Source organism: Streptomyces spiroverticillatus, assembly GCA_014650415.1.
Classification (GTDB): Bacteria; Actinomycetota; Actinomycetes; order Streptomycetales; family Streptomycetaceae; genus Streptomyces; species Streptomyces spiroverticillatus.
In genome coordinates this window covers 1-24,164 of sequence record BMUX01000024.1, presented here as the reverse complement: position 1 = coordinate 24,164, position 24,164 = coordinate 1, and the positions used below count along the sequence as shown (strand labels likewise).

Sequence of the window (24,164 nt, the reverse complement as noted above, 5' to 3'; positions counted from 1 at the left end):
CCGGAACGGGAACGGTCGCCGACGGCGGCAGCAGCAGGAACAGGGCATCGGACACCGAACGGTGAGGGAAGAACGCGTGGACCCGCGACTTGAGCATCAGGACTGGATCTCGGCCATCGCCGCCACCGCGGCGGCCGATCCGGACCGTACGGCCTTCGAGTTCTCCGGAAAGGAGGACGAGGCGGCCGAGCGGCTGACCTACGGACAGCTCGACCTGCGGGCCAGGGCCGTCGCGGCCCGGCTGCAACGGCTCGGCCTGACGGACCGCCCGGTGCTGCTGCTCCAGCCGCCGGGCCTGGACTACGTCGTCTCCTTCATCGGCTGCCTGTACGCCCGCGCCGTCGCGGTGCCGGTGTACCCGCCCAACCGGCGTCCGCGCTCGCTGGACCGGCTGATCGACATCGTCGCGGACTGCGGGGCGACGGTGGCGCTGACCACCGCCGCCGTCCGCGACCGGCTGCTCCCGGACGACCCCGACGGCGCGGTCATGGACGTGCTGCGGCTCCTCGCGACCGATCTGGTGCCGGAGTCGGAGGCCCGGGAGTGGGCGCACCCGGAGGTCGGCGGCGACACCGTGGCCTTCCTCCAGTACACCTCGGGCTCCACCTCCGCCCCGCGCGGCGTGGTGCTCACGCACGGCAACCTGCTGCACAACTCCGCCCTCATCCAGCGGGCGTTCCGCACCACCACGGACACCCGGGGCATGTCCTGGCTGCCGCTCTTCCACGACATGGGCCTCATCGGCGGAATGCTCCAGCCGCTGTACTACGCGGGCTCCTGCTCCCTGATGTCCCCGACCTCCTTCGGACAGGACCCGCTGCGCTGGCTGCGCGAGATCAGCCGCACCCGGGCCACCGTCAGCGGAGGCCCCAACTTCGCCTACGACCTGTGCGCCGACCTGGTCACCCCCGAGGTACTCGCCGGACTCGACCTGAGCAGCTGGGAGGTGGCGTTCAACGGGGCCGAACCGGTGCGTGCCGAGACCTTCCGCCGGTTCGCCGAGGCGTACGCGCCGGCGGGCTTCCGGGCCGACGCGTTCACCCCCTGCTACGGGCTGGCCGAGGCCACCCTGATCGTCTCGTGCAAGCCGCACGGCACCGCCCCGGCCCGCTACGAGGCCCCGAACGCGCTGCTCGCCGGGGGCGACGACACGGTGGACGCCGTCGAGGGCACCACCGAACTCGTCAGCAGCGGACGCCCCGACCACTCCCAGCGCCTGGAGATCGTCGACCCGGACACCCGGCTGCCGGTGCCCGCCGGGGCGGTGGGCGAGATCTGGCTCTCGGGGCAGAGCGTGGCCCAGGGCTACTGGAACCGGCCCCGGAAGACCGCCGACACCTTCGGTGTACGACTCGCCACCGAGGCCACCGGCGCGGCGTCCGGCACCGGCTTCCTGCGGACCGGCGACCTCGGCCTCCTGCACGAGGGTGAGCTGTACGTCACCGGACGGCTCAAGGACCTGATCATCGTCCGGGGCCGCAACCACTACCCCCAGGACATCGAGCAGACCGTCTCCGCCACGAGCCCCGCCCTGCGCGCCAACTGCGGTGCCGCCGTGCAGGTCGAACTGGCCGGCGCCGACGAGCTGGTGATCGTCCACGAGGTGTCCCGGGACCACCAGGACGCCGACCTGGCCGCGCTGGCCCGCACCGTGCGCGAGGCCGTCGCCGACGCCCACGGGGTACGCCCGGCGGCGGTGGTGCTGATCCGCGCCGCGACCCTGCCGCGCACCTCCAGCGGCAAGGTGCAGCGCCACGTCTGCGCCGCCGACTACCTCGCGGGCGACCTCACCGCGCTGGCGCACAGCGGACGTCCGCAGGGCGCGTCCGAGGAGCGGGCCGCGACGCTGGACGCCGCAGTGCTGCACGCCGCCGACCCGGCCGAGCGCCCGGCGCTCCTGCTCTCCGCGCTGTCCGGGCTGCTCGCCGCCCGCCTCGGCCTCGCCGCGACGGACCTCGCACCCGGGCAACGGCTCACCGAACTCGGCCTGGACTCCCTCGGCGCGGTCCGGCTCCGGCACGAGCTGCACACCGCACTGGGCGTGGACCTGACCCTGACCGAGGCCCTCGCCCTCGACCTGGCCCAGCTGGCCGCACTCCTCGCCGACCGCATCGGGGAGGCGGCCCCCGCACCCGAGGCCGTGGCCGGGCCCACCGCGCCGGGCGACCACCCGCTCTCCCCGAACCAGGCCGCCCTTTGGCTCCTCCACCAGGTCGCCCCCGACAGCCCCGCCTACCTGGTCTCCACCGCCTTCCGGGTGCACGACGCACTCGACGCCGACGCGCTGCGCACCGCACTGACCGCGCTGACCCGGCGGCACGCCGTGCTGCGCACCACCTTCCCCCGTACGGAGGCGGACGGACCGGTGCAGCGGGTGCACGCCGAACTCCCGCCCGACTTCACGGAGTCCGACGCGTCGGGCTGGAGCGAGGCCGACCTCGACGCCCGCATGACCGAAGCCGCCGAGCGGCCCTTCGACCTGGCGGCCGGACCGCTGCTGCGCGCCCACCTGTTCACCGGGGCCGACGGCGGCCACCGCCTGGTCCTCACCGCCCACCACCTGGTGGCTGACCTATGGTCGCTGTCCCTGCTCCTGGAGGAGCTGGCCGCCGCCTACCCGGCCGCGCTGCGCGGGGAGCCGGAGAGCGCCGCCGCGAGCACGCCGTTCGCCGAGTTCGCCCGCCGCCAGAGCGCCCTGACCGGCACCCCCGCCGGGCAGCGCCGGCTGGACCAGTGGCGCACCGCGCTCACCGGAGTCCGCTCCGGCACCACGCTCCCCGCCGACCTGCCGGCCCGCCCCCAGCGGCTGCGCGGCGCGTCGGTGCCGCTCACCGTCGACGCCGCCACCACCGAGGCGCTCACCGCGCTCGCCCGGCGCGAGGGCAGCACCCTGCACTCGGTGCTGCTGGCCGCCTTCCAGCTCCTGCTGGCCCGCAGCACCGGCGAACGCGACGTGGTCGTCGGCACCCCCACCCACGGCCGCGACGACGCCGCGTTCGCCCGCACCGTCGGCTGCCTGGTCAACACGGTGCCGCTGCGCACCCGCATCGACACAGCCGAGCCCTTCACCGCCCTGCTGGCCCGGGTGCGCGACGGCGCGCGACTCGCCCTCGACGGTTCCGACGTCCCCTTCCCCGCGCTCGTCGAGCTGATCCGGCCCGACCGCGACCAGGGCGGACGGCCGCTCGTACGCACCCTGTTCAGCCTCCAGCAGGCCCCCGGCGAACACGCCGAAGCCCTGGTCGCGATGGCCACCGGCCGCGACGGCGTCCCCTTCGCCCTCGGCGGGCTGCGCTGCTCCACCCTTCACCTGCCGGTCGGCGGCAGCCAGTTCGACCTCCAGCTCACCCTCGGCGAGAGCGCGGGCGGCCTGGCGGGTGCGGTCCGCTACGACACCGACCGCTACCTCCCCACGACCGCCGCCCACTTCGCCGCCCACTTCGCCACCCTGCTCGCCGAGATCGCGAAGGACGCCGCCCGCCCGGCCGCGGACCTCCCCCGCCCGGTCGGCGAACTCCCCCTGCTCACCCCGGCCGAGCGGGCCGCCGTACTCGCCGAGGGCAACGACACCGCCCTCGCCCACGACCCGGCCGACGGCGTCGTCCGCCGCTTCGAGGCCCAGGCCGCCCGCACCCCGCACGCCGTGGCCGTGCGCGCCGCGGGCCCCGAGGGCGGCGAGCAGATCGACTACGCCGCCCTGGACCGGCTCGCCGACGGCGTCGCCGCCCGGCTGCGCACGCTCGGCATCGGCCCCGGCCGCACCGTCGCCGTCCTGCTGCCCCGCACCCCGCGCCTGCTCGCCGCCCTGCTCGGCGTGCTCAAGTCGGGGGCCGCATACCTGCCCCTGGACCCCGGCCACCCCGCCGAGCGGCTGGCCCTGGTGCTGGCCGACGGGGCCGCCGCGGCGGTCCTCACCGACCTGCCCGCCGACCGGGTCCCCGGCGGGGACTGGACCGTGCTGGCCATGGACGCCATCGGCGAGGCGCGGCGCACGGGCGACACCCACACCGTCCCCGAATCCCCGGCGTACGTCCTGCACACCTCCGGTTCCACCGGCCGCCCCAAGGGCGTCGTCGTCCCGCACCGGGCGCTCGCCAACCTGCTGGTCTCCTTCCAGCGCGACCTGGACCTCGCCCCCGGCGCGGGCTGGCTCTCCGTCACCACCCCCGCCTTCGACATCGCCGCCCTGGAGTACTTCCTCCCCCTGGCGACCGGCGCGACCGTCCACCTGGCGGACGCGGGGACGGCCCAAGACGGCTCCCGGCTGCGCGCCTGCCTCGACGGCGGCGGCATCACCCACCTCCAGGCCACCCCCGTCACCTGGCAGCTGCTGCTCGACGCGGGCTGGCAGGGCACCGCGGGACTGACCGCGCTGTCCGGCGGCGAACGCCTGCCCGCGCCGCAGGCCGCCGAGATCCTCTCCCGCGGTGCACGCCTGTGGCAGGTGTACGGTCCGACCGAGACCACCGTCTGGTCGGCGCGCGGCGAACTCACCGCCGCCGACCGGGAACTCCCGCTCGGCGCCCCGCTCGCCAACACCCGCCTGTACGTGGTCGATCCGCACCTGAACCCCGTCCCGGCCACCGTCACGGGCGAGCTGCTGATCGGCGGCGACGGCCTGGCCCACGGCTACCTGGACCGGCCGGGACTGACCGCCGACCGCTTCGTGCCCGACCCCTTCGCCGCCACGCCGGGCGCCCGTCTCTACCGCACCGGAGACCTGGTGCGGCGCGGTCCTGACGGCGGACTGCTCTTCGTGGGCCGCGCCGACACCCAGGTCAAACTGCACGGGCACCGGCTCGAACTGGGCGAGATCGAGACAGCGCTGGAGCGGCTGCCCTCGGTGCGCAGGGCCGCGGTGACCGTGGACGGCGAAGGCGCACGGGCCCGCCTGGTCGGCTACCTGGAGCAGCTCGGAACGCCCGCGGCCCCCGCCGAACTGCGCGAGCTGCTGCGCCGTACCCTTCCCGCGTACGCCGTGCCCTCGCTGCTCGTCACCCTCCCCGAACTGCCGCTCACCGCCAACGCCAAGGTGGACCGCCGCGCCCTGCCCGCACCGCAGGCCGCCCGCCCGGCAGGCGACGCGGAACCCCCGGCCGGGGAGACCGAGCGGCGGATCGCCGCCGTCCTGGCCGAACTCCTCGGAGCACAGGGGCTCGGCCGCCACGAGGACCTCTTCGAGAGGGGCGCGCACTCCCTGCTCCTGGCCCGGTTCGCCGAGCGCCTGCGCGCCGAATTCGGCACCGCCCCGCCCCTGCGCCTGCTCTTCGACCGGCCCACGGTGGCCGGGGTGGCCGCCCTGCTCGACGAGACGGCCGTCACGCACGACCGCCCGGGACCGGCCCCCGCCGCCCGCCGCGGCCCGACCCGGGTGGACCGCACCCGCTACGCGGTCACCCGCGACACCGAAGGCACGCTGCGCCCGGCCGGTGCCGGCGCTCCTGACGAGCCCGCCCACGCGGTGACGGGCTCATGACCGCCCCCGGCCCCGGCCAGGCACCCGGCTTCGCCGCCGCCCCCGTTCCCGACCTCGCACCCGAGCCCGCCCCCTCCGGTCGGCAGAGAGCAGAGCAGACCATGCAGCAGTTCGCCTTTCCCGCCACCTCGGCGCAGCGCCGGATCTGGCTGGTGGAGCGGCTGACCCCCGGCACCAGCGCCTACCACCTGCCGTTCGCGCTCCACCTGGACGGCCCGCTGGACACCGCCGCGCTGGAAGCCGCGCTCGACGCGCTGATCCGGCGGCACGAATCGCTGCGCACCTGCTTCGAGCAGGTGGACGGCGAGCTCGTCCAACTGGTCCGCGAACACGCCCCGTTCACGCTGGAGGTGCGCGCGAGCGCGGACGCCGGACTGGACGGCGTGCTGAGCGCCGACGCCGCGCGCCCCTTCGACCTCGCACGCGGTCCGCTGCTGCGTGCGGTGCTGCACCGTACGGCTCCCGAACGGCACGTGCTCGCCCTCACCGTGCACCACCTCGTGGCCGACATGTGGTCGATCGGCATCCTGCTGGACGAACTCGCCCGGCACTACGCGGGGCACGGCGCCGAGCTTCCCGAACTGCCGCTCCAGTACGCCGACTTCGCGGTCTGGGAGGCGGAGTCGCTCGCCGAGTCCGAAGGCGGGACCGAGGGGGAGACCGAAGGCGACGGCGAGGCCCTTGGCGGTTCCCTCGCCCACTGGCGGCGTGCCCTCGCGGACGCGCCCGAACTGCTGGAGCTGCCCTGCGACCGGCCGCGTCCGCCGGTGCAGTCGCTGCGCGGAGCCACCGTGCCCGTGGTGCTCCCGGCAGAGCTGTCGACGGGCGTACGCGCCCTGTGCCGACGGGCCGGGGTCACCCCGTTCATGGTGCTGCTGGCCGCCTTCCAGGCTGTACTGGCCCGGCACGGCGGAACCGACGACGTCGTCGTCGGCACCGGGGCGGCGGTGCGTCCGGCCGAGACCGAGGCGCTGATCGGCTGCTTCATCAACATCCTCCCGGTACGGACCTCACTGGCCGGTGACCCGACCTTCGGCGAACTGCTCGACCGGGTCCGCGCCGCCGCCCTGGACGCCTTCGAGCACCAGGAAATCCCCTTCGAGCGGATGCTCCCGGAGCGGCACACCGGCCCGGCGCTCAGCCACAACCCGCTCGTGCAGACCCTGCTCCTGGTGCAGAACGCCCCGCTGACGCCCCCCGCGCTCCCCGGCCTCGCCGTCACCGTGCGCGAAGTGCCGCGCGGCGGCGCGCAGCTCGACCTCAACCTCCAGATCCGGGAGGTGGAGGGGACGTTCACCGGCACCGCCGAGTACGCGAGTGACCTGTTCGACGCGGCCACCGTCGAGCGGCTGCTCGGGCACTGGCGCACCCTGCTGGCCGCCGCGGTCGAGCACCCCGACGCCCGCCTGTCCGCCCTGCCGATGCTGACCGCACCGGAACGGCGGCAGGCCCTGGTCGAGTGGAACGACACCGCCCACGCCTACCCCCGGGGCGGCGCCTGCCTGCACGAGCTCTTCGAGCAGCAGCTCGCCCGCACCCCGCAGGCGCCCGCCGTCGCCGGGCCCGCCGGAGAACTGGACTACGCGGGCCTCGACGCCCTCGCCGAGCGGATCGCCGCCCGGCTCACCGAGGCGGGCGTCGGCCCCGACACCACCGTCGGCCTCTGCCTCGCCAAGGGCCCGGCACTGGTCGCCGCCGTCCTCGGCGTACTCAAGGCGGGCGGCGCCTACCTGCCGCTCGACCCGGCGTACCCGGCGGCCCGGCTGGAGTTCATGCTCCGGGACGCGGCACCCCCGGTCGTGCTCACCGAACGCGCCCTCGCACCCCAACTGCCCGCCACCGGGGCGGAGCTGCTGGAGATGGAGGACGCCGAGAGCTGGCCCGCCACCCGGCGCCGCCCGACCGTCCACCCCGACCACCTGGCGTACGTCATCTACACCTCGGGCTCCACCGGCACCCCCAAGGGCATCGCCGTCCCCCACCGGGGCGTCGTCAACAACCTCCTCGACCTGAACGGCACCTACGGCGTCGAGCCCGGCGACCGGGTGCTCGGGCTCTCCTCGCCCAGCTTCGACATGTTCGTGTACGAGACCCTGGGCATCCTCGCCGCGGGCGGCGCCGTCGTCATGCCGCACCCCGACAAGGCCCGCGACCCGCACCACTGGGTGGACCTGGTGCGCCGCCACAAGGTGACCGTGTGGAACTCCGCCCCCGCGCTCGCCGACGCCTTCGTCCGCGCCGGAGAGGAACGCGGCGTGCGCCTGCCCCGGCTCAAGGCGGCCTTCTTCGGCGGGGACTGGATTCCCGTGACCCTGCCGGGGCGCTTCCACCGCCTCGCCCCCGACATGACGTTCGTCGCGCTCGGCGGAGCCACCGAGGCATCGATCCACTCGATCACGTACCCCGTCGTCGAGAGCGACCCGGCCTGGACGAGCATCCCGTACGGCCGCCCCATGGTGAACCAACAGGCCGTCGTCCTCACCCCCGTCCTCGAACCCGCCCCCGTCGGCGTCCCCGGCGAGCTCTGCCTCGCCGGAACCGGCCTGACCCGCGGCTACCTGCACCGCCCCGGCCTGACCGCCGACCGTTACCGCCCCCACCCGGGTGCGGGCACCGGACCCGTACCGGCCGGAGCCCGCCTGTACCGCACCGGCGACCTGGCGCGCACCCGCCCCGACGGGGTGATCGAACTCATCGGACGCCTCGACCACCAGGTCAAGCTGCGCGGCCTGCGCATCGAACTCGACGAGATCGAGGCCGTGCTGCGCCGCCACCCGGACATCGAGCGGGCCGTGGTCACCGCGTACGGCACCGGCGACGACCGCCGTCTGGTCGGCCACCTCGTCCCCGCCAAGGACACCGGGGCCGTCCCGTCCGCCGTCGACCTGCGCGCCCTGCTCGGCGCGGAGCTGCCCGCCCACATGGTCCCGGCGGCCTTCGTCACGCTCAACGCGCTGCCGCTGTCCCCGAACGGCAAGGTCGACCGGGCCGCGCTGCCGGAGCCCGACGCCCTCGCCGACCGCGCCAACGCCGCGTACGTGGCCCCCCGCGACGACACCGAGCGGGTGCTCGCCGCGCTCTGGGCCGAACTCCTGGACACCGAACGCGTCGGCGCGGACGACGACTTCTTCGCCCTCGGCGGGCACTCGCTGCTCGCCACCCGGCTGGCCTCCGCACTGCGCGAGACCTTCGGCGTCGACGTGCCGCTGCGCGAGCTGTTCGAGGCGCCCACGCTCGCCGCACAGGCGGTCCGCCTCACCGCCCGGGGCCGCGAGAGCGGCACCGACGTCGCCGCCGTGGCCCGGGTCGCCGCCGGACTGCTGGAACTGACCGACGAGGAGGCCCAGGCGCTGCTCGCGGCCCACGAGGCGGCCCGAGAGACCCACCGAGCAGCGCAGGAAACAGCCCACGAAGCCGCGCCCGACGCCCCGCGGAAGACGGCCCAGCCGGTCGCCCACCACCCCGCCCACGAGGAGAGCAACGCATGAGCACCACCACCAGCGCCGGCGTCCTCGCCGACTTCGCGAGCATCGGCGCACGCCGCCTCGCCGCCGCGGACCCGCAGCTCACCGGCCTCCTGGAGCGCGAACACGCCCGGCAGAACGACACCCTGGCCATGGTGGCCGCCTCCAGCAGCGCCGACCCCTCCGTCCTGGCCTGCGCCGGGGCGAGCATTTCCAACGTCACCACCGAGGGCTACCCCGGCGCCCGCTACCACGCGGGCTGCGAGGTCGTCGACGAGGTCGAACGGCTCGCCGTGGAGCGGGCGAAGACCCTGTTCGGGGCCGCGTACGCCAATGTGCAGCCGCACTCGGGCAGCACCGCCAACCAGATCGTGCTGTGCACCCTGATGAAGCCCGGCGACACCCTCCTCGGCATGGAACTGAGCGCGGGCGGCCACCTCACCCACGGCTCCCCGGCGTCGGTGTCCGGCCGCTTCTTCCACGCGGTCGGCTACGGCACCGACGCAGAGGGCCTGCTCGACTACGACCAGGTCGCCGCTCTTGCCCGCGCCCACCGCCCCAAGGTGATCGTCTGCGGCGCCAGCGCCTACCCCCGCACCGTCGACTTCGCCCGCTTCCGGCAGATCGCCGACGAGGTCGGCGCGTACCTCCTCGCCGACATCTCGCACATCGCGGGCCTCGTCGCCGCCGGACTGCACCCCAGCCCCGTCGACCACGCGCACGCCACCACCACCAGCACCTACAAGCAGCTGTACGGGCCCCGGGGCGGCCTCGTCCTCCTCGGCAGGGATGCCGAAACCCCGCTCCCCGGCAGCCGCCGCACCCTCGCCCAGGCGATCTCGCACGGCACCTTCCCCTTCCTCCAGGGCACCCCCGACCTGGGCGCCGTCGCCGCCAAGGCACGCGCCTTCGACATCGCCGCCCAGGACGGGTTCCATGCCCTGGCGCAGCGGGTCGTCAGCGACGCGGCGGAACTCGCCGACGCCTTCACCGGACTCGGCCACACCCTCGTCACCGGCGGCACCGACAACCACATGGTGCTGCTCGACCTCAGGAGCACCGGCCTGACCGGCGCCATCGCCGAGACCGCCCTCGCCGACTGCGGCATCGTGGTCAACCGCAACCGCATACCCGGCGACCCGCACGGCCCCCGGGTCACCAGCGGCATCCGCTTCGGCACCAACACCCCGGCCCTGCGCGGCATGGGACGCGCCGAGATGCGCCGCTGCGCGGCACTGATCGACCGGGTGCTCACCGCCCTGGAACCGCACGGCACACGCGAGTTCACCCTCGCGCCCGCCGTACGCGCCGAGGTGCGCGACGAAGTCACGCGACTGTGCCGGCAGTTCCCGCTTCCGCACCACCTCCCGGCCTGACCCGTCTCCGCCCTTCCCGCCGCCACCCCAACCCACCCGGGACCGCCCCATGAGCCAGTCACCCCAGCGCTCCGCGCTCTCCTCCGACAAGCGCCGCCTGCTCGCCCAACTCCTCCAGCAGCAGGGACTCGCCCGTCCGGGCGGCCCGGACCTGATCGCGCGCCGCCCCGAGGGGACCCGGCCGCCGCTCTCCTTCGCGCAGCAACGCCTGTGGTTCGTCGAGCAGTTCAACGGTCCCAGCCCGCTCTACACCATCGCCTGCACCGTCCGCTTCACCGGACGGCTCGACACCGCCGCGCTCGAAGGCGCGCTCGGCCGGGTGGTGGACCGGCACGAGGCGCTGCGCACCACCTTCCGCGTCGAGGACGGCAGCCCCGAACAGGTCGTGCACGCCCGGTCCGAGGTCGCACTCCCGCTCACCGACCTGTCCGCCCTGCCCGAAGACGCCCGCCGGGACGCCCTCGCCGAGCTGACCGAGCGCGAGAGCCGCCGTCCCTTCGACCTCGTCACGGGACCGCTGCTGCGCGGCAGCCTGGTCAGGCTCGCCGACGAGGAGCACGTCCTGGTGCTCGCCATCCACCACATCGTCGCCGACGGCTGGTCCCTGGACGTCCTGGTGCGCGAACTGGCCCACCACTACCGCGGCGACGCCGCGGACCTCCCCGAACTGGACCTCCAATACGCCGACTTCGCACTCTGGCAGCACGAGCGGGTGTCGGGCGAGGCGCTCGACGCCCAGCTCGCGCACTGGCGGGAGCGGCTGGCGGGTGCGCCCAGCACCGTCGACCTGCCCACCGACCGCCCGCGCACCGCCCGCCAGAGCTTCGCCGGAGCCTGCTTCCCGTGGCGCCTCGACGGCGACCTCGCCACCCGGCTCACCGCGCTCGCCCGCGAAGGCGACGCCACCCTGCACATGGCGCTGCTGGCCGGATTCACGGCCGTCGCCCACCGCTGGAGCGGCCAGGAGGACCTGGTGGTCGGCTCACCGGTCGCGGGCCGCAACCATCCGCAGACCGAGGGCCTGATCGGGTTCTTCGTCAACATGCTGCCACTGCGCACCGACCTCTCCGGCAACCCCACCTTCCGCGAACTCCTCGGCCGGGTACGGGAGTCGGCGCTCGCCGCGTACGCCCACCAGGACGTGCCCTTCGAGCGGATCGTCGAGGAGGTGCGCCCCGACCGGGACGCGGGCGGACGCACCCCCTTCGCCAACCTGCTGCTGGTCCTCCAGAACACCCCGGAGACCCGCATCGAGCTGCCCGGGGTGCGGATGGACGTGGCCGCCGTCGACACCGGCACCGCCAAGTTCGACCTGCACCTCCAGGTCACCGAGACCCCCGAGGGCCTGACCGGTCTGGCCGACTACAGCACCGAGCTGTACGAGGAGCACACCGTACGCCGCTTCGTCGACCAGTGGCTGCACCTGCTCGCCGCCGCCGTCGCCGACCCCGACACCCGGCTCGACGCGCTGCCGCTGATGGCCGACGCCGCACGCACCGCCGCACTCGCGGCGGGCGCGGCGGCCAGGACCGCGCCGGTCCCCGGCGCCCGCAGCCTCCCGGCGGCCTTCGCCGACCAGGTGCGGCTGCGGCCCGGCGCGGTGGCCGTGAACTGCGGCGCGGAGCAGCTGACGTACGCCGAAACGGCGGCCTCGGCGACCGGCTGCTCGCCTACTGGAAGCGCCGGCTCGACGGAGCACCGCAGGCCCTGGAACTCCCCGGCGACCGGCCGCGGCCCGCCGTACGGAGCTTCCGCGGGGCGAGCGTGCCGGTCCACCTGGACTCCGCCGCCTCGCAGGCGGTCCGCGACCTCGGCAAGTCGGTGGGGGCGACCCCGTTCATGGTGCTCCTCGCCGCCTTCCAGGCCGTGCTGGGGCGGCACGCGGGCACCGACGACGTCGTGGTGGCGACCGGGCCAGCGACCCGCGCACCCGGCACCGAACTCCTCGTCGGCTCGCTGGTCAACACGGTCCTGCTGCGGACCTCCCTGGCCGGTGACCCCACCTTCGCCGAACTGGTCGAGCGGGTGAGGGAAACGGCCCTGGACGCCTTCGACCATCAGGAACTCCCCTTCGACCGGCTCGTCGAGGAACTGGCCCCGCGCCGCGACCTGTCCCGCAACCCCCTCGCCCAGACCGGTTTCGTCCTGCAGAACGCGCCCGCCACCACCCCCGCGCTGGCCGGCCTCGCCGTCGAGCCGGTGTCCGTGGCCCGCGACAGCGCCCACCTGGACCTCGACCTTCAACTGGCCGAGGAGGACGGCTGCTTCACCGGGTTCGCCGAGTTCGCCCTCGACCTGTTCGACGCGCCGACCGTGGCCCGGCTGCTCGGCCACTGGACCACCCTGCTCGGCGCCGCCGTCCGCGCACCCGGAACCCGCCTGTCCGCGCTGCCCCTGCTGACCGACGCCGAGCTGGCACAGGAACTGGACGGCTGGAACGACACCGACGGACCGTTCCCCGCCGGATCCCGCGTCGACGAACTCTTCGCCCGGCAGGCCGCCCGCACCCCCGACGCCCCCGCCACGACCGACGCGTCCGGCACCCTCTCCTACCGCGCCCTGGACGCCTGGGCCGCGCGCATCGCGCACCGGCTGCGTGCGGCGGGCGTCGGCCCCGACGTCCCCGTGGCGCTCTGCCTGGAACGAGGGTCCGGGCTCAGCGCCGCCATGCTGGGCACGCTGCGCGCGGGCGGCGCGTTCCTCGGCCTCGACCCGTCCTACCCCGCCGACCGGCTGGCGTACATGCTGGCCGACGCGGCCCCGGCCGTGGTCCTGGCCCACCGGTCCACGGCGGGCGCGCTCCCGCCCGGCACCGAGGTCCTGCTCCTGGAGGACGTCCCCGAGGACGGACCCGAGTACGGGCGCGGAGCAGAGGCAGCCGCGACGGGGGCGGGCGAGGCCAATCTCGCCTACCTCGTCTACACCTCCGGCTCCACCGGCCGCCCCAAGGGCGTCGCCGTGTCCCACCGCGCCATCGTCAACACCTTCGCCGGACTGGCCCGTTCGCACGGCTTCGGCCCCGGCGACCGCATGATCGCCCTGCACTCGCCGAGCTTCGACCCGGCCGTCCACGACTGCCTGGCCCCGCTGGTCGCGGGCGCCGCCGTGGTCCACCCCGCGCAGGACGCGGCCCGCGACCCGCGCCACTGGGCCGAACTCGTCGCCCGTCACCGGGTCACCGTGTGGTCGATGGGCCCGGCCGGGACCGAGGCCATGCTGACCGCCGCCGACGAACACGGCCTGGCCCTGGAAAGCCTGCGCACCGCCATGATCGGCGGCGACGTCCTGCCGCCGGCATTGCCGCACCGGCTGCGCACCGCCGCCCCCGGCTGCCGCGTCGTCAACTCGGCGGGCGTGGCCGAGGCCGCCTTCTGCAACAACGAGCACGTGGTGGCCGTGGACGCCGGTCAGGGGCCGGTGCCGTACGGCCGCCCCCTCCTCAACCAACGCCTCCTGGTCCTCGACGGGTTGCTGCGCCCGGTACCGGCCGGGGTGCCCGGCGAACTGTGCGTGGCGGGCGAGGGGCTGGCCCGCGGCTACCTGGGCCGCCCCGGCCTGACCGCCGCACGCTTCGTGCCGCACCCGCACGGCCGCACCCCCGGCGAGCGCCTCTACCGCACCGGCGACCTGGCCCGCCGCCGCCCCGACGGCGCACTCGAACTGCTCGGCAGGGCCGACAACCAGGTCAAGATCCGGGGCTTCCGCGTCGAACCGGGAGAGGTGTCGGCGGTCCTGCTCGGCCACCCCGCGGTGTCCGACGCGGTCGTGGTGGCGCGGGAAACCGCCCCGGGCGACCGCCAGTTGGCGGCTTACTGGGTGCCGGCCGACCCGGCGACGGCCCCCGTCACCGGAAGCGAGCTCGCCGACTGGCTGCGCGCACGGCTCCCCGGCCACCTCGTGCCCGCGCTGTGGACGGAGCTGGCCGCCCTCCCGCTCTCCCCGAACGGCAAGGTCGACCGGTCCGCACTCCCCGCACCGGCCCCGGCGGACTCCGCGGCGGACCTCGTCGCGCCCCGCACCCCGGACGAAGAGGCCGTCGCCGCGATCTGGCGACGCCTCCTGGAGCGGCCCGAGATCGGCGCGCTCGACGACTTCTTCGCCGTCGGCGGGCACTCACTGCTCGCCAACCGGCTGGTCAGCGCCCTGCGTACGGAGTTCGGCGTCGAGGTGCGGCTGCGCGAGGTGTTCGCCGCCACCACGGTCGCCGCGCAGGCGGCACTGGTCGGGCGGCTGCGCGCCGCCGACGCGCCGGCCGCCGCCCCGCTGCCGCCGGTCGCCCCCGCGGACCGTACCCGGGCCCTTCCCCTGTCCTTCGCCCAGCAGCGGATGTGGCTCTTCGACCGCTTCGCCCCCGGCAACCCGGCCTACCACGTCCCCACGGCGGTACGGATCACCGGCGACCTGGACCCGGCCGCCCTGGCCGCCGCACTGCGCGCCCTGACCGCCCGGCACGAGGTGCTGCGCACCGTGGTGCCGGAGACGGACGGCACCCCGGCCCAGAGCGTTCTGCCGGTCGGCGACGTCGCACTGACGATCCGTCAACTTGCTGAGGGGGAAAGCCCGGAGGCGCTGACCGAGGAGTTCGTCACCCGCCCCTTCGACCTGGCCTCCGAAGCGCCGCTGCGCGCCCTGCTGCTGCGCACCGGACCCGCCGAACACCTCCTGGTCCTGGTCATCCACCACATCGCACTCGACGGCTGGTCGATGGGCGTCCTCATCGACGACCTCGCCGCCCTCTACGATGGCCACGACCTGCCCCCGCTGCCCGTCCAGTACGCGGACTACGCCGTGTGGCAGGCGGAGCGGGCCGCCGAAGGCCGCTGGGAGGAGCAGCTCGGCCACTGGCGCGAGCGACTGGCCGGGCCCCTCCCGGTGCTCGACCTGCCCGCCGACCGGCCCCGCCCCGCCACCCCGAGCCTGGCCGGAGCAGTCCATGAGTTCACCCTGTCCGCCGAGCTGACCGACCGCCTGCGCGCCTTGGGCGCCCGGCACGGCGCCACTCTCTTCATGGTGCTGCTCGCCGGATACCAGACCCTGCTCGGGCGGCTCTCCGGAGCCCGGGACGTCGTCGTCGGCACCCCCGTCGCGGGCCGCGCCCGGCCCGAACTGGACGGCCTGGTCGGCTGCTTCGTCAACAGTCTCGCCCTGCGCGGCGACCTCTCCGGCGACCCCGCCTTCGCCGAGTTCCTGACCCGCACCCGGGACCGCGTCCTCGCCGACTTCGACGCCCAGGACGTCTCCTTCGAGCAGGTCCTCGACGCCGTCGGAGCCGAACGGAACCCCGCCGCGCACCCGGTGTTCCAGACCATGCTGACGCTCCAGAGCGCCCGCCCGCCGCGGGCCGGGTTCCAGGAGCTCCAAGTCGAACCGGTGGACGCGCAGACCGGGTCCTGCCTGATGGACCTCATGTTCACCGCCGCCGAGCGGGACGGCGGCCTCTCCTTCACCGTCGAGTACGCCACCGACCTCTTCGACGCGCCGAGCGCGGCCCGCCTCGCGCACCGCTTCGGCGTGCTGCTGGCCGCCGCCGCCGAGGCGCCGGACACCGCCCTGTCCCGGCTGCCGCTGCTGGACGCCGCCGAGCGCCGTACCGTGCTCACCGACTGGAACGCCACCGACCGCCCCGTACCGTCCGGCGGCCTGCACGACCTGGTCGCCGCCGCCGCGTCCCGCACCCCCGACGCCCCGGCGCTGGAGTGCGAGGGCCGCACCACGAGCTACGCCGCGCTGGAGGCCGGCGCCGAGCGGTGCGCCGCCCGCCTGCGGGAACGCGGCGTCGCCGCGGGCAGCGTCGTCGCGGTGCACGCGGCACCCACGCCCCATCTGGTGACCGCCCTGCTCGGTGTGCTGAAGGCGGGCGCCGCGTTCGCCACGCTCGACCCCGCTCTGCCCGAGGAGCGGCTGCGGCTGCTCCTGGAACTGTCCGGCGCACCGCTCGTCCTCACCGACGGCAGCCCCTGCGGCACGCTCCTGGACGGGGTTCCGGTCGCCCTGGTCGAGGACCCGGCCGACACCCCGGCCGCCCCCGGCATTCGTCCTGCCGCCACGGAACCCGACGCACTGGCCTGCGTCTTCTTCACCTCCGGCACCACCGGCACCCCCAAGGGGTCGATGTTCACCCACCGGGGCCTGGTCAACTTCACCCTCACCATGGCCGAGCAGTTCCGCCTCGCCCCCGGCGACCGCTTCCTGCAAGTGGCCTCCACCGGCTTCGACGTACTGCTGGAGGAACTGTTCCCGGCGCTGGCCGCCGGAGCCACGGTCGTCCTGCCCGGCGCGCGGCTGCTCGCGGAGGGCGTCGACCTGACCGCCTACCTTGCCGAACACCGCATCACCGGACTCGAACTCACCACCGCCTACTGGCACGACTGGGCCGCCGAACTGGAGCGCACCGGCGCCGCGCTTCCGGCGTCCCTGCGGTTCGTCGCGATGGGCGGCGAGCGGGTGCGCCGCGACCGGCTGGCCGCGTGGCAGCGGCTGGGGGTCGACCTGGTGCACGTGTACGGGCTGACCGAGGTGACCTGCACCTCCACCACCCTGCGTGTCGGCGCGCAACCGGTGACCGGCGACGGCCTGCCGATCGGCCGTCCCCTCGCCAACACCACCGTCTACCTCCTCGATCCCGCCGGAGCACCCGTGCCGATCGGTTCCCCGGGCGAACTCCACCTGGGCGGCGCGGGGCTGGCCCGGGGGTACCTCGGCCGCCCCGGCCTGACCGCCGAACGCTTCGTACCGGACCCCTTCGGTGCACCCGGCGCACGCCTGTACCGCACCGGCGACCTGGCCCGTCACCGGGCCGACGGGACGGTGGAGTTCATCGGCCGCGCGGACCAGCAGGTGAAGATCCGCGGCCACCGGATCGAACCCGGCGAGGCCGAGGCGCAGCTCGCGGGACTGCCCGGGGTGGCGGCGGCCGTCGTCGTCGTCCGCGAGGACGAGCCGGGGGAGAAGCGGCTGGTCGGCTACGCGGTGGCCGCCCCCGGCGCCGAGCCCGACGCCTTCGAGCTGCGCGCCGCGCTGCGCGAGCGGCTGCCCGCGTACCTGGTGCCGTCCTCGATAGTGCTGCTGCCCGCGCTGCCGCTCAACGGCAACGGCAAGCTGGACCGGGGCGCGCTGCCGAGGCCGGGCCGGGCCGAGCTGACGGGTACCGCGCAGGTGGCTCCCCGTACCCCCATGGAGTCCGAGATCGCGGCCCTGGCCGGGGAGCTGCTCGGCCTGGACACCGTCGGAGTCCACGACAACCTCTTCGACCTCGGCCTGCACTCGCTCCTCGCGGCCCGCTTCGCCGCGCGGGTGCGGGAGGTGTGCCGCGCCGAGATTCCGCTGAGGGTGTTCTACGAGGCGCCCACGGTGGCGGAACTCGCCCTGCGGGTCGTGCAGTTGCAGGCGGAGGAGGCCGACCCGGACGACCTCCTCAGCCTGCTGGCGGAGCTGGAGGCGGAGGCGGACGTCCCCACCTCGTAGCTCTGCGCGCGGGTGGGGCGGTGGTCTCTGTTCCGTACGGGTGGGTGGCTGGTCGCGCCCACGCGGCGGAGCCGCCCACGGACACAGCCCCGCCCCCTGGACGGACGCACTCCGGGCACCATCCCCTCCCTGGCGGCGGAGCCGCCCACGCCTCCTCGGGCTGCGGCCCCCGCCGCAGGCCCTCCCCGGCCCCGGACACCGCCGGCACCGGCCCGGCCCACCCCCCACCCCGTACCCCGAAAGGACCCTCATGCCCATCGCCCCCGCCCTCCTCGAAGACTGGCTCCGCGAGCGCTACTTCACCACCACCTACGACATCAGCAGCAGCGGCGTCGAGAACTACACCGTCGACGAAGTCCTCTCCCTCGCCCACACCACCGCCGCCTCCCTCGGCGACATCGTCTTCCGCGACAGCCACTCCCTCGGCGGCGAGCCGCTGCGCGCCGCACTCGCCGACCGCCACCGCACCGACCCCGACTCGGTCATCGCCACCCAGGGCTCCAGCGAAGCCGTGTACCTCGTCATGCACGCCCTGCTGAAGCCCGGCGACGAGGTCGTCGTCCAGGCCCCCGCCTACCACGCCCTCGTCGAGGTCGCCGCCTCCCTCGGCTGCCGGATCGTCCCCTGGACCATGCGCACCGAGCACGGCGTCGTCACCAACCACGACGAACTCCTCTCCCTCATCGGCCCGCACACCGCCATGGCCGTCGTCAACTTCCCGCACAACCCCACCGGCGCCACCGTCACCGAGGACCAGCAGACCGCGATCATCGACGCCTGCGCCCAGCACGGCACCTGGCTCGCCTGGGACAACGCCTTCCAGCACCTGGTGTACGACCGCGAGCCGCTCCCCGAACCGACCCACCGCTACCCGAGGGCCATCTCCTTCGGCACCCTCTCCAAGGCCTACGGCCTGCCCGGTCTCCGCGTCGGCTGGGCGCTGGCCGCCCCCGAGGTGCTGGCGGGCTGCGTGCGCCGCCGCGACTACACCAGCCTCGCCCTCTCCCCGCTCGTCGAGGCCGTCGCCACCCACGCCGTCCGGCACGCCGACGCCCTGCTGGCCCCCCGGCTCGCCCAGGCCACCGCCAATCGGGCCGTACTGGCCGACTGGCTGACCGCGCACGCCGACCGGGTCCGTGCCGACCTGCCCGCGGGCGGCGTCACCGCCTTCCCGGAGCTGATCACCGTCCCGGACGTGACCGGGTTCGCCGACCGGCTCGACCGCGAACACGGAGTCCTGGTCGTGCCCGGCCACTGCTTCGGCGCCCCGCGGCACATCCGGCTCGGCTTCGGCGGCGCGTCCGAGGAGCTGACCGCGGGACTCGACCGGCTCGCCGCCCTCCTGCCCGACCCCGGCCCCCGCTGACCCGCCCGCACCCCACCCGTCCCGGCCCCGTCCGCCTCCACCCCACCCGCAGTCCCGACCACCGAGGTGATCCACCCCATGCACACCCTCACCCTTGACCCCGCCGACGCCGACGCCGTCGCCGACCTCCTCGACGAACTCGCCGCCCGCCACGACAGCGTGGAGGACCAGGCCCTCCAGCACGAACTGACCCTCCAGTCGCACCGGCTGCCGCTCGCCCTGCGCCGCTTCCTCACCGACTTCCGGCTGCACGAACCGGCCGGAGCCTGCGTCGTCTCCGGCTACCGCGTGGACCAGGAGCGCGTCGGAGCCACCCCGGCGCACTGGCGGGAGCGCACCGGCGTCTCACCGGCACTGCGCGAGGAGATCTTCTTGCTGCTGTGCGGGGCGCTGCTCGGCGAGCCGGTCGGCTGGGCCACCCAGCAGGACGGCTACCTGGTGCACGACGTCCTGCCGGTCAAGGGCCACGAGGACGAGCAGATCGGCACCGGTAGCAACCAGACCATCTTCTGGCACGTCGAGGACGCCTTCCACCCCTACCGGGGTGACTACGTCGGCCTGCTCTGCCTGCGCAACCCGGACCGGGTGCCCACCACCTTCCTCGGTGTCCAGGACCTCGACATCAGCGAGGCGGACCGCAAGGTGCTGGCCGAGCCGCGCTTCTACATGCGGCCCGACAACTCGCACCTCCAGATGCTCGACGCGGGTCCCGGCCGCCCCCTGGACGGCGGCACCCGCCTGCTGGACGCCGCGTACGAGCGGCTGAAGCGGATGCGCGACGACGCCGCCCCCGTGCCGGTGCTGTTCGGGTCGGCGGCCGACCCGTACCTCTGCCTCGACCCGTACTTCATGGACCTCGACCGGCTGGACCACGAGGCCCGCGAAGCGCTCGGGCGGCTGTCCGACGAGATCGACCGGCGCCTCGGCGGGGCCGCCCTGGCCCCCGGCGAGATCGTCTTCGTCGACAACTACCGCGCCGTGCACGGCCGCAGCTCCTTCGCGGCCCGCTTCGACGGCACCGACCGCTGGCTCAAGCGCGTCAACGTCGTCCGTGACCTGCGCAAGTCCCGGGACACCAGGGCCACCGCCGCCTCCCGCGTCCTGTTCTGATCCCACCCGCGCGCCCGACCGGGGCCCGCAGCCCCGCCCCGTGCCGCCACCGGCATCCCGTTCCCGACCTCCACCCACGGCCTCACCCGGGCCTGCGGGCCCGTCCGAACCTTCTCCGAGGAGAGCACCGTGAGCACCACCCAGACCCCCGTCGCCGAGGCCGCCGCCGCCGAGGCCGCCCGCCGCATCGCCGCGCTGTCGCCCGACCAGCGGGCCCGGCTGGAGGCCCGGCTGCGGGAACGGGCGGCCGGGCGTCCCGCCGCGCCCGCCGGGGTGCCGCGCCGCCCCGAGGGCGCGCCGGTGCCGCTGTCCTGCACCCAGGAGCAGATCTGGCTGGCGCAGCAGCTCGCCCCGGAGTCGTCGGCGTACAACGTGCCGATGGCGGTGGCCTGTTCGGGCCCGCTCGACCCCGAGCGGCTGGCCCGCGCCTTCCGCGGGGTGATCGAACGGCACGAGGTGCTCCGTACCTCCTTCGCCGCCGGAGCCGACGGGGCGCCGGTCCAACTGATCTCGCGGAAGGGCGAGTTCGAGCTGCCGGTGACCGACCTGCGGGGGCTTGCCGAGAGTGAGGCCCGGGCCCGGGTGCGCGACCGGCTGGCGGAGGAGGCCCGCACCCCCTTCGACCTGGCGGCCGGACCGCTGCTGCGGGCCGCGCTGCTGCGCACGGGCGACAACGACCACGTACTGGCGCTGACGCTCCATCACATCGTGGCGGACGCCTGGTCGGTGAACGTCCTGCTCGCCGAGGCCGCGACGGCCTACCACCTGCCGGACGACACGGCGCCGGCGCCCCTGCCCGTCCAGTACGGCGACTTCGCCGCCTGGCAGCGCGACCGTCTCGCGTCCGCCGCGCACCGCGACAGCCTGGGCTACTGGCAGGAGCGGCTGGCCGGACTGATCGACGTCCCGCCGCCCGCCACCACCACCGGCCGCGCGCCGGGCGCCCCGGCCGCCGCCACGCACAGCCTGGAGCTGCCCGCCGAGGTCGCGACCGGACTGCGCACGCTGGCCGCCGGTCACCGCAGCACCCTCTTCACGGTCGCCCTCACGGCACTCCACGTGCTCCTGCACCGCTACGGCTCCGGTCCCCACCCGGTGGTCGCCACCCCCGTCGGCGGACGCGACCGCAGCGAACTGGAAGCCCTCATCGGCTGCTTCGTCAACACCCTGCTGCTGCGCGGCGACCTCACCGGCGCACCCACCTTCGCCGAACTCCTCGACCGGACCACCGAGGCCACCCGCCGCGACTTCCAGCACAGCGAAGTCCCCTTCGAGCAGCTGGCCGCCGCACTGCGGGCCGGTTCGCCCGAGGGCCTCGCCCGCACCATGCTCGTCCTCGACCAGGGCGCCCCCGTCGCCGACGCCCCCCGGCCCGGCGCGCTGGACCTGCGCCCGCTCGACACCGCCGAAGGCCCCGCCGACGCCAAGCGCGACCTGACCTTCACCGTGTCGGAGACCGGAGACACCCTCACGCTCACCCTCGTCCACCGCACCGACCGCTACGACGAGCGCTCCGCCGAACGTCTGCTCACCCACTACTCCACCCTCCTGTACGAGGTCTGCGCCGACCCGCACCGCCCCGCCGCCCGGCTGCCCCTCCTGAGCGCCGGTGAGCGCGCACAGCTCGACACCTGGAACAGCACCGCCCTCGGCGTGGCCCCCGGCACCTTCCACGGCCGGTTCGCCGAACAGGCCGCCCGCACCCCCCACGCCGTCGCCGTCACCGGTGCCGACGGCACCCACACCTACGCCGAACTCGACCGCCTCGCCAACCAGTTGGCCCACCACCTGCGTACCGTCGGCGTGACGCGCGAGACCCCCGTCGGCATCTGCCTGGAACGCGGCGCCCGCACGGTGACCGCCCTCCTCGCCGTCCTCAAGGCGGGCGGCTGCTACGTGCCCGTCGACCCGGCCCAGCCGCAGGAGCGGACGGCGGCGATACTCGCCGACACCGCCGCCCCCGTCGTCCTCACGCACGCCGCCCACACCGGCCGCATGCCGTCGGGCGTACGAGCCGTCGTGCTGGAGGAACTCGACCTCGGCACGCACCCCGTCACCTCCCCCGACGTGCCGGTGCACCCCGGTCAGGCGGCCTACGTCCTGTTCACCTCCGGCTCCACCGGCCGCCCCAAGGGTGTCGTGGTCGAACACCGCCACGTCCTCAACTACCACGCCGCCGTGACCGCCGAACTCGGCCTCGAAGCGGGCTCGTACGCCATGGTGCAGCCCTTCACCTTCGACTCCTGCGTCACGGTCCTCGCGCCCGCGCTCCTCGGCGGCGGCACCCTGCACATGGTCGACGCCGGCACCGCATCGGACGGACGGCTCCTCGCCGCCCGCTTCGCCGAGCACCCCGTCGACTACCTCAAGATCAGCCCCTCGCACCTCGCCGCCCTGGAAGGGCCCGGCGCCGTGCACCGCGTACTGCCCCGCAAGGCCCTGATCCTGGGCGGCGAGGCGTCCGCCAGCACCTTCGTACGCGACCTGCTGAGCCGTGCCGAGTGCACCGTCTTCAACCACTACGGGCCCACCGAGACCACCGTCGGCGTCACCACCCACCGCCCCCGCGCCGCCGCGCTCACCGCCACGACCGTGCCGGTCGGACGCCCCCTCGGCAACGTCCGCGCGTACGTTTGCGACGCCCACGGCGAGCAGGTGCCGGTCGGTGTGCTGGGCGAACTCTGCATCGGCGGCGCCCAGGTCACCCGCGGTTACCTCGGCCGCCCCGGCCTGACCGCCGAGCGCTACGTGCCCGACCCGTCCGGCGCCCCCGGCTCCCGCATGTACCGCACCGGCGACCTGACCCGCCGACTGCCCGACGGTGCGGTCGAGTTCCTCGGCCGCCTCGACGACCAGGTCAAGGTCCGCGGCTTCCGCGTCGAACTCGGCGAGGTGGAAGCGGCCCTGACCGCCCTCGCACCCGTGGCCGCGGCCACGGTCGTGGTCCGCGAGGACCGCCCGGGGGACCGGCGGATCGTCGGCTACGTCGTCCCGCGCCCCGGAGCGGACCCCGACCCCGGAGCGCTGCGCGCCGAGCTGGCGAAGACCCTGCCCGCGTACATGGTCCCCTCCGCGCTCGTACCGCTCGACGCCCTTCCGCTCACCCCCCACGGCAAGCTCGACCGGCGCGCCCTGCCCGTCCCGCCGCACCAGGAGGGCGACGCCGGACGGGCGCCGCGCGACGCCCGCGAGGCCGCCCTGTGCCGGATCTTCGCCGAGGTGCTGGAGACCGGGCGCGAGCCCGGCATCGACGAGAGCTTCTTCGACCTCGGCGGCCACTCGCTGCTCGCGATGCGCCTGGCCGGTGCGGTCGCCGCCGAGCTCGGCGCGGACGTCGGCGTCCGTGACGTCTTCGAGGCCCCGTCCGTGGCCGCGCTCGCGGAGCGGCTGGAGCGCGCGGCCACGGACGGCACCGTGGCCGCCGCGCTGCCGCTCCTGGTCGCGGGCGACCGCCCGGAGGTCCTGCCGCTCTCCTTCGCCCAGCGCCGGCTGTGGTTCCTGAGCGGTATGGAGGGCGCGGCCAGTGCGTACACCATGCCCGTGGTGCTGCGGTTGGGGGAGGCGGTGGACGCCGATGTGCTCCAGAGGGCGCTGGATGACGTCGTGGCGCGGCACGAGAGCTTGCGGACGGTGTTTCCGGAGGCTGGTGGTGAGCCGTGCCAGAGGGTGTTGCCCGCGGGTGCGGGGCTGGTGCCGCTGGACCGTGCCGAGTGCGACGAGAGCACCGCGCACGCGCGGATCGGGGAGTTGTCGGCCCTGCCCTTCGACCTGGCGGTCGAACTCCCTTTGCGGGCGGCCCTGTTCACGCTTTCTCCGGCCGATCATCTGCTGGTGCTGGTCCTGCACCACATCGCGGGCGACGGCTGGTCCATGCGTCCCCTGACCGAGGACCTCACCGCCGCTTATGA

General features: G+C 75.1%; 7 protein-coding genes and 1 pseudogene. All 8 read left to right on the top strand.

Features of this window, described 5'->3' with window-relative positions; translation table 11 throughout:
- Positions 1 to 76 precede the first annotated feature (76 nt).
- Complete coding sequence (locus IE269_RS37915; RefSeq protein ID WP_189827874.1) at positions 77 to 5,476, top strand: non-ribosomal peptide synthetase; 5,400 nt, start codon at positions 77 to 79, stop codon at positions 5,474 to 5,476.
- Entirely contained in the window at positions 5,473 to 8,964 is a 3,492-nt protein-coding gene (locus IE269_RS37910; RefSeq protein ID WP_189827873.1) for a non-ribosomal peptide synthetase, read from the top strand. The genes IE269_RS37915 and IE269_RS37910 overlap by 4 nt, the downstream gene beginning before the upstream one ends.
- The gene (locus IE269_RS37905) at positions 8,961 to 10,316 is read left to right on the top strand and encodes a serine hydroxymethyltransferase (RefSeq protein ID WP_189827872.1); all 1,356 of its coding nucleotides are present in this window, start codon (positions 8,961 to 8,963) and stop codon (positions 10,314 to 10,316) included. Before IE269_RS37910 ends, IE269_RS37905 begins: the two co-directional genes overlap by 4 nt.
- A gap of 49 nt (positions 10,317 to 10,365) precedes the next feature.
- Positions 10,366 to 11,799, top strand: a pseudogene (locus IE269_RS43485) (condensation domain-containing protein); the annotation flags it as partial.
- Positions 11,730 to 17,780 carry a non-ribosomal peptide synthetase gene (locus tag IE269_RS37900; RefSeq protein WP_189827871.1) on the top strand — a complete coding sequence of 2,017 codons (6,051 nt, stop codon included), beginning with the start codon at positions 11,730 to 11,732 and terminating at the stop codon, positions 17,778 to 17,780. The pseudogene IE269_RS43485 and the gene IE269_RS37900, both read left to right, overlap by 70 nt.
- Before the next feature lie 250 nt (positions 17,781 to 18,030).
- Complete coding sequence (gene vioD, locus IE269_RS37895) at positions 18,031 to 19,146, top strand: capreomycidine synthase (protein ID WP_189827870.1); 1,116 nt, start codon at positions 18,031 to 18,033, stop codon at positions 19,144 to 19,146.
- A 78-nt stretch (positions 19,147 to 19,224) separates the two neighbouring features.
- Complete coding sequence (gntD, locus tag IE269_RS37890; RefSeq protein WP_189827869.1) at positions 19,225 to 20,256, top strand: guanitoxin biosynthesis L-enduracididine beta-hydroxylase GntD; 1,032 nt, start codon at positions 19,225 to 19,227, stop codon at positions 20,254 to 20,256.
- 129 nt (positions 20,257 to 20,385) lie between these two features.
- On the top strand, positions 20,386 to 24,164 hold a 3,779-nt coding region (locus tag IE269_RS37885), incomplete at its 3' end, for a non-ribosomal peptide synthetase (RefSeq protein ID WP_189827868.1).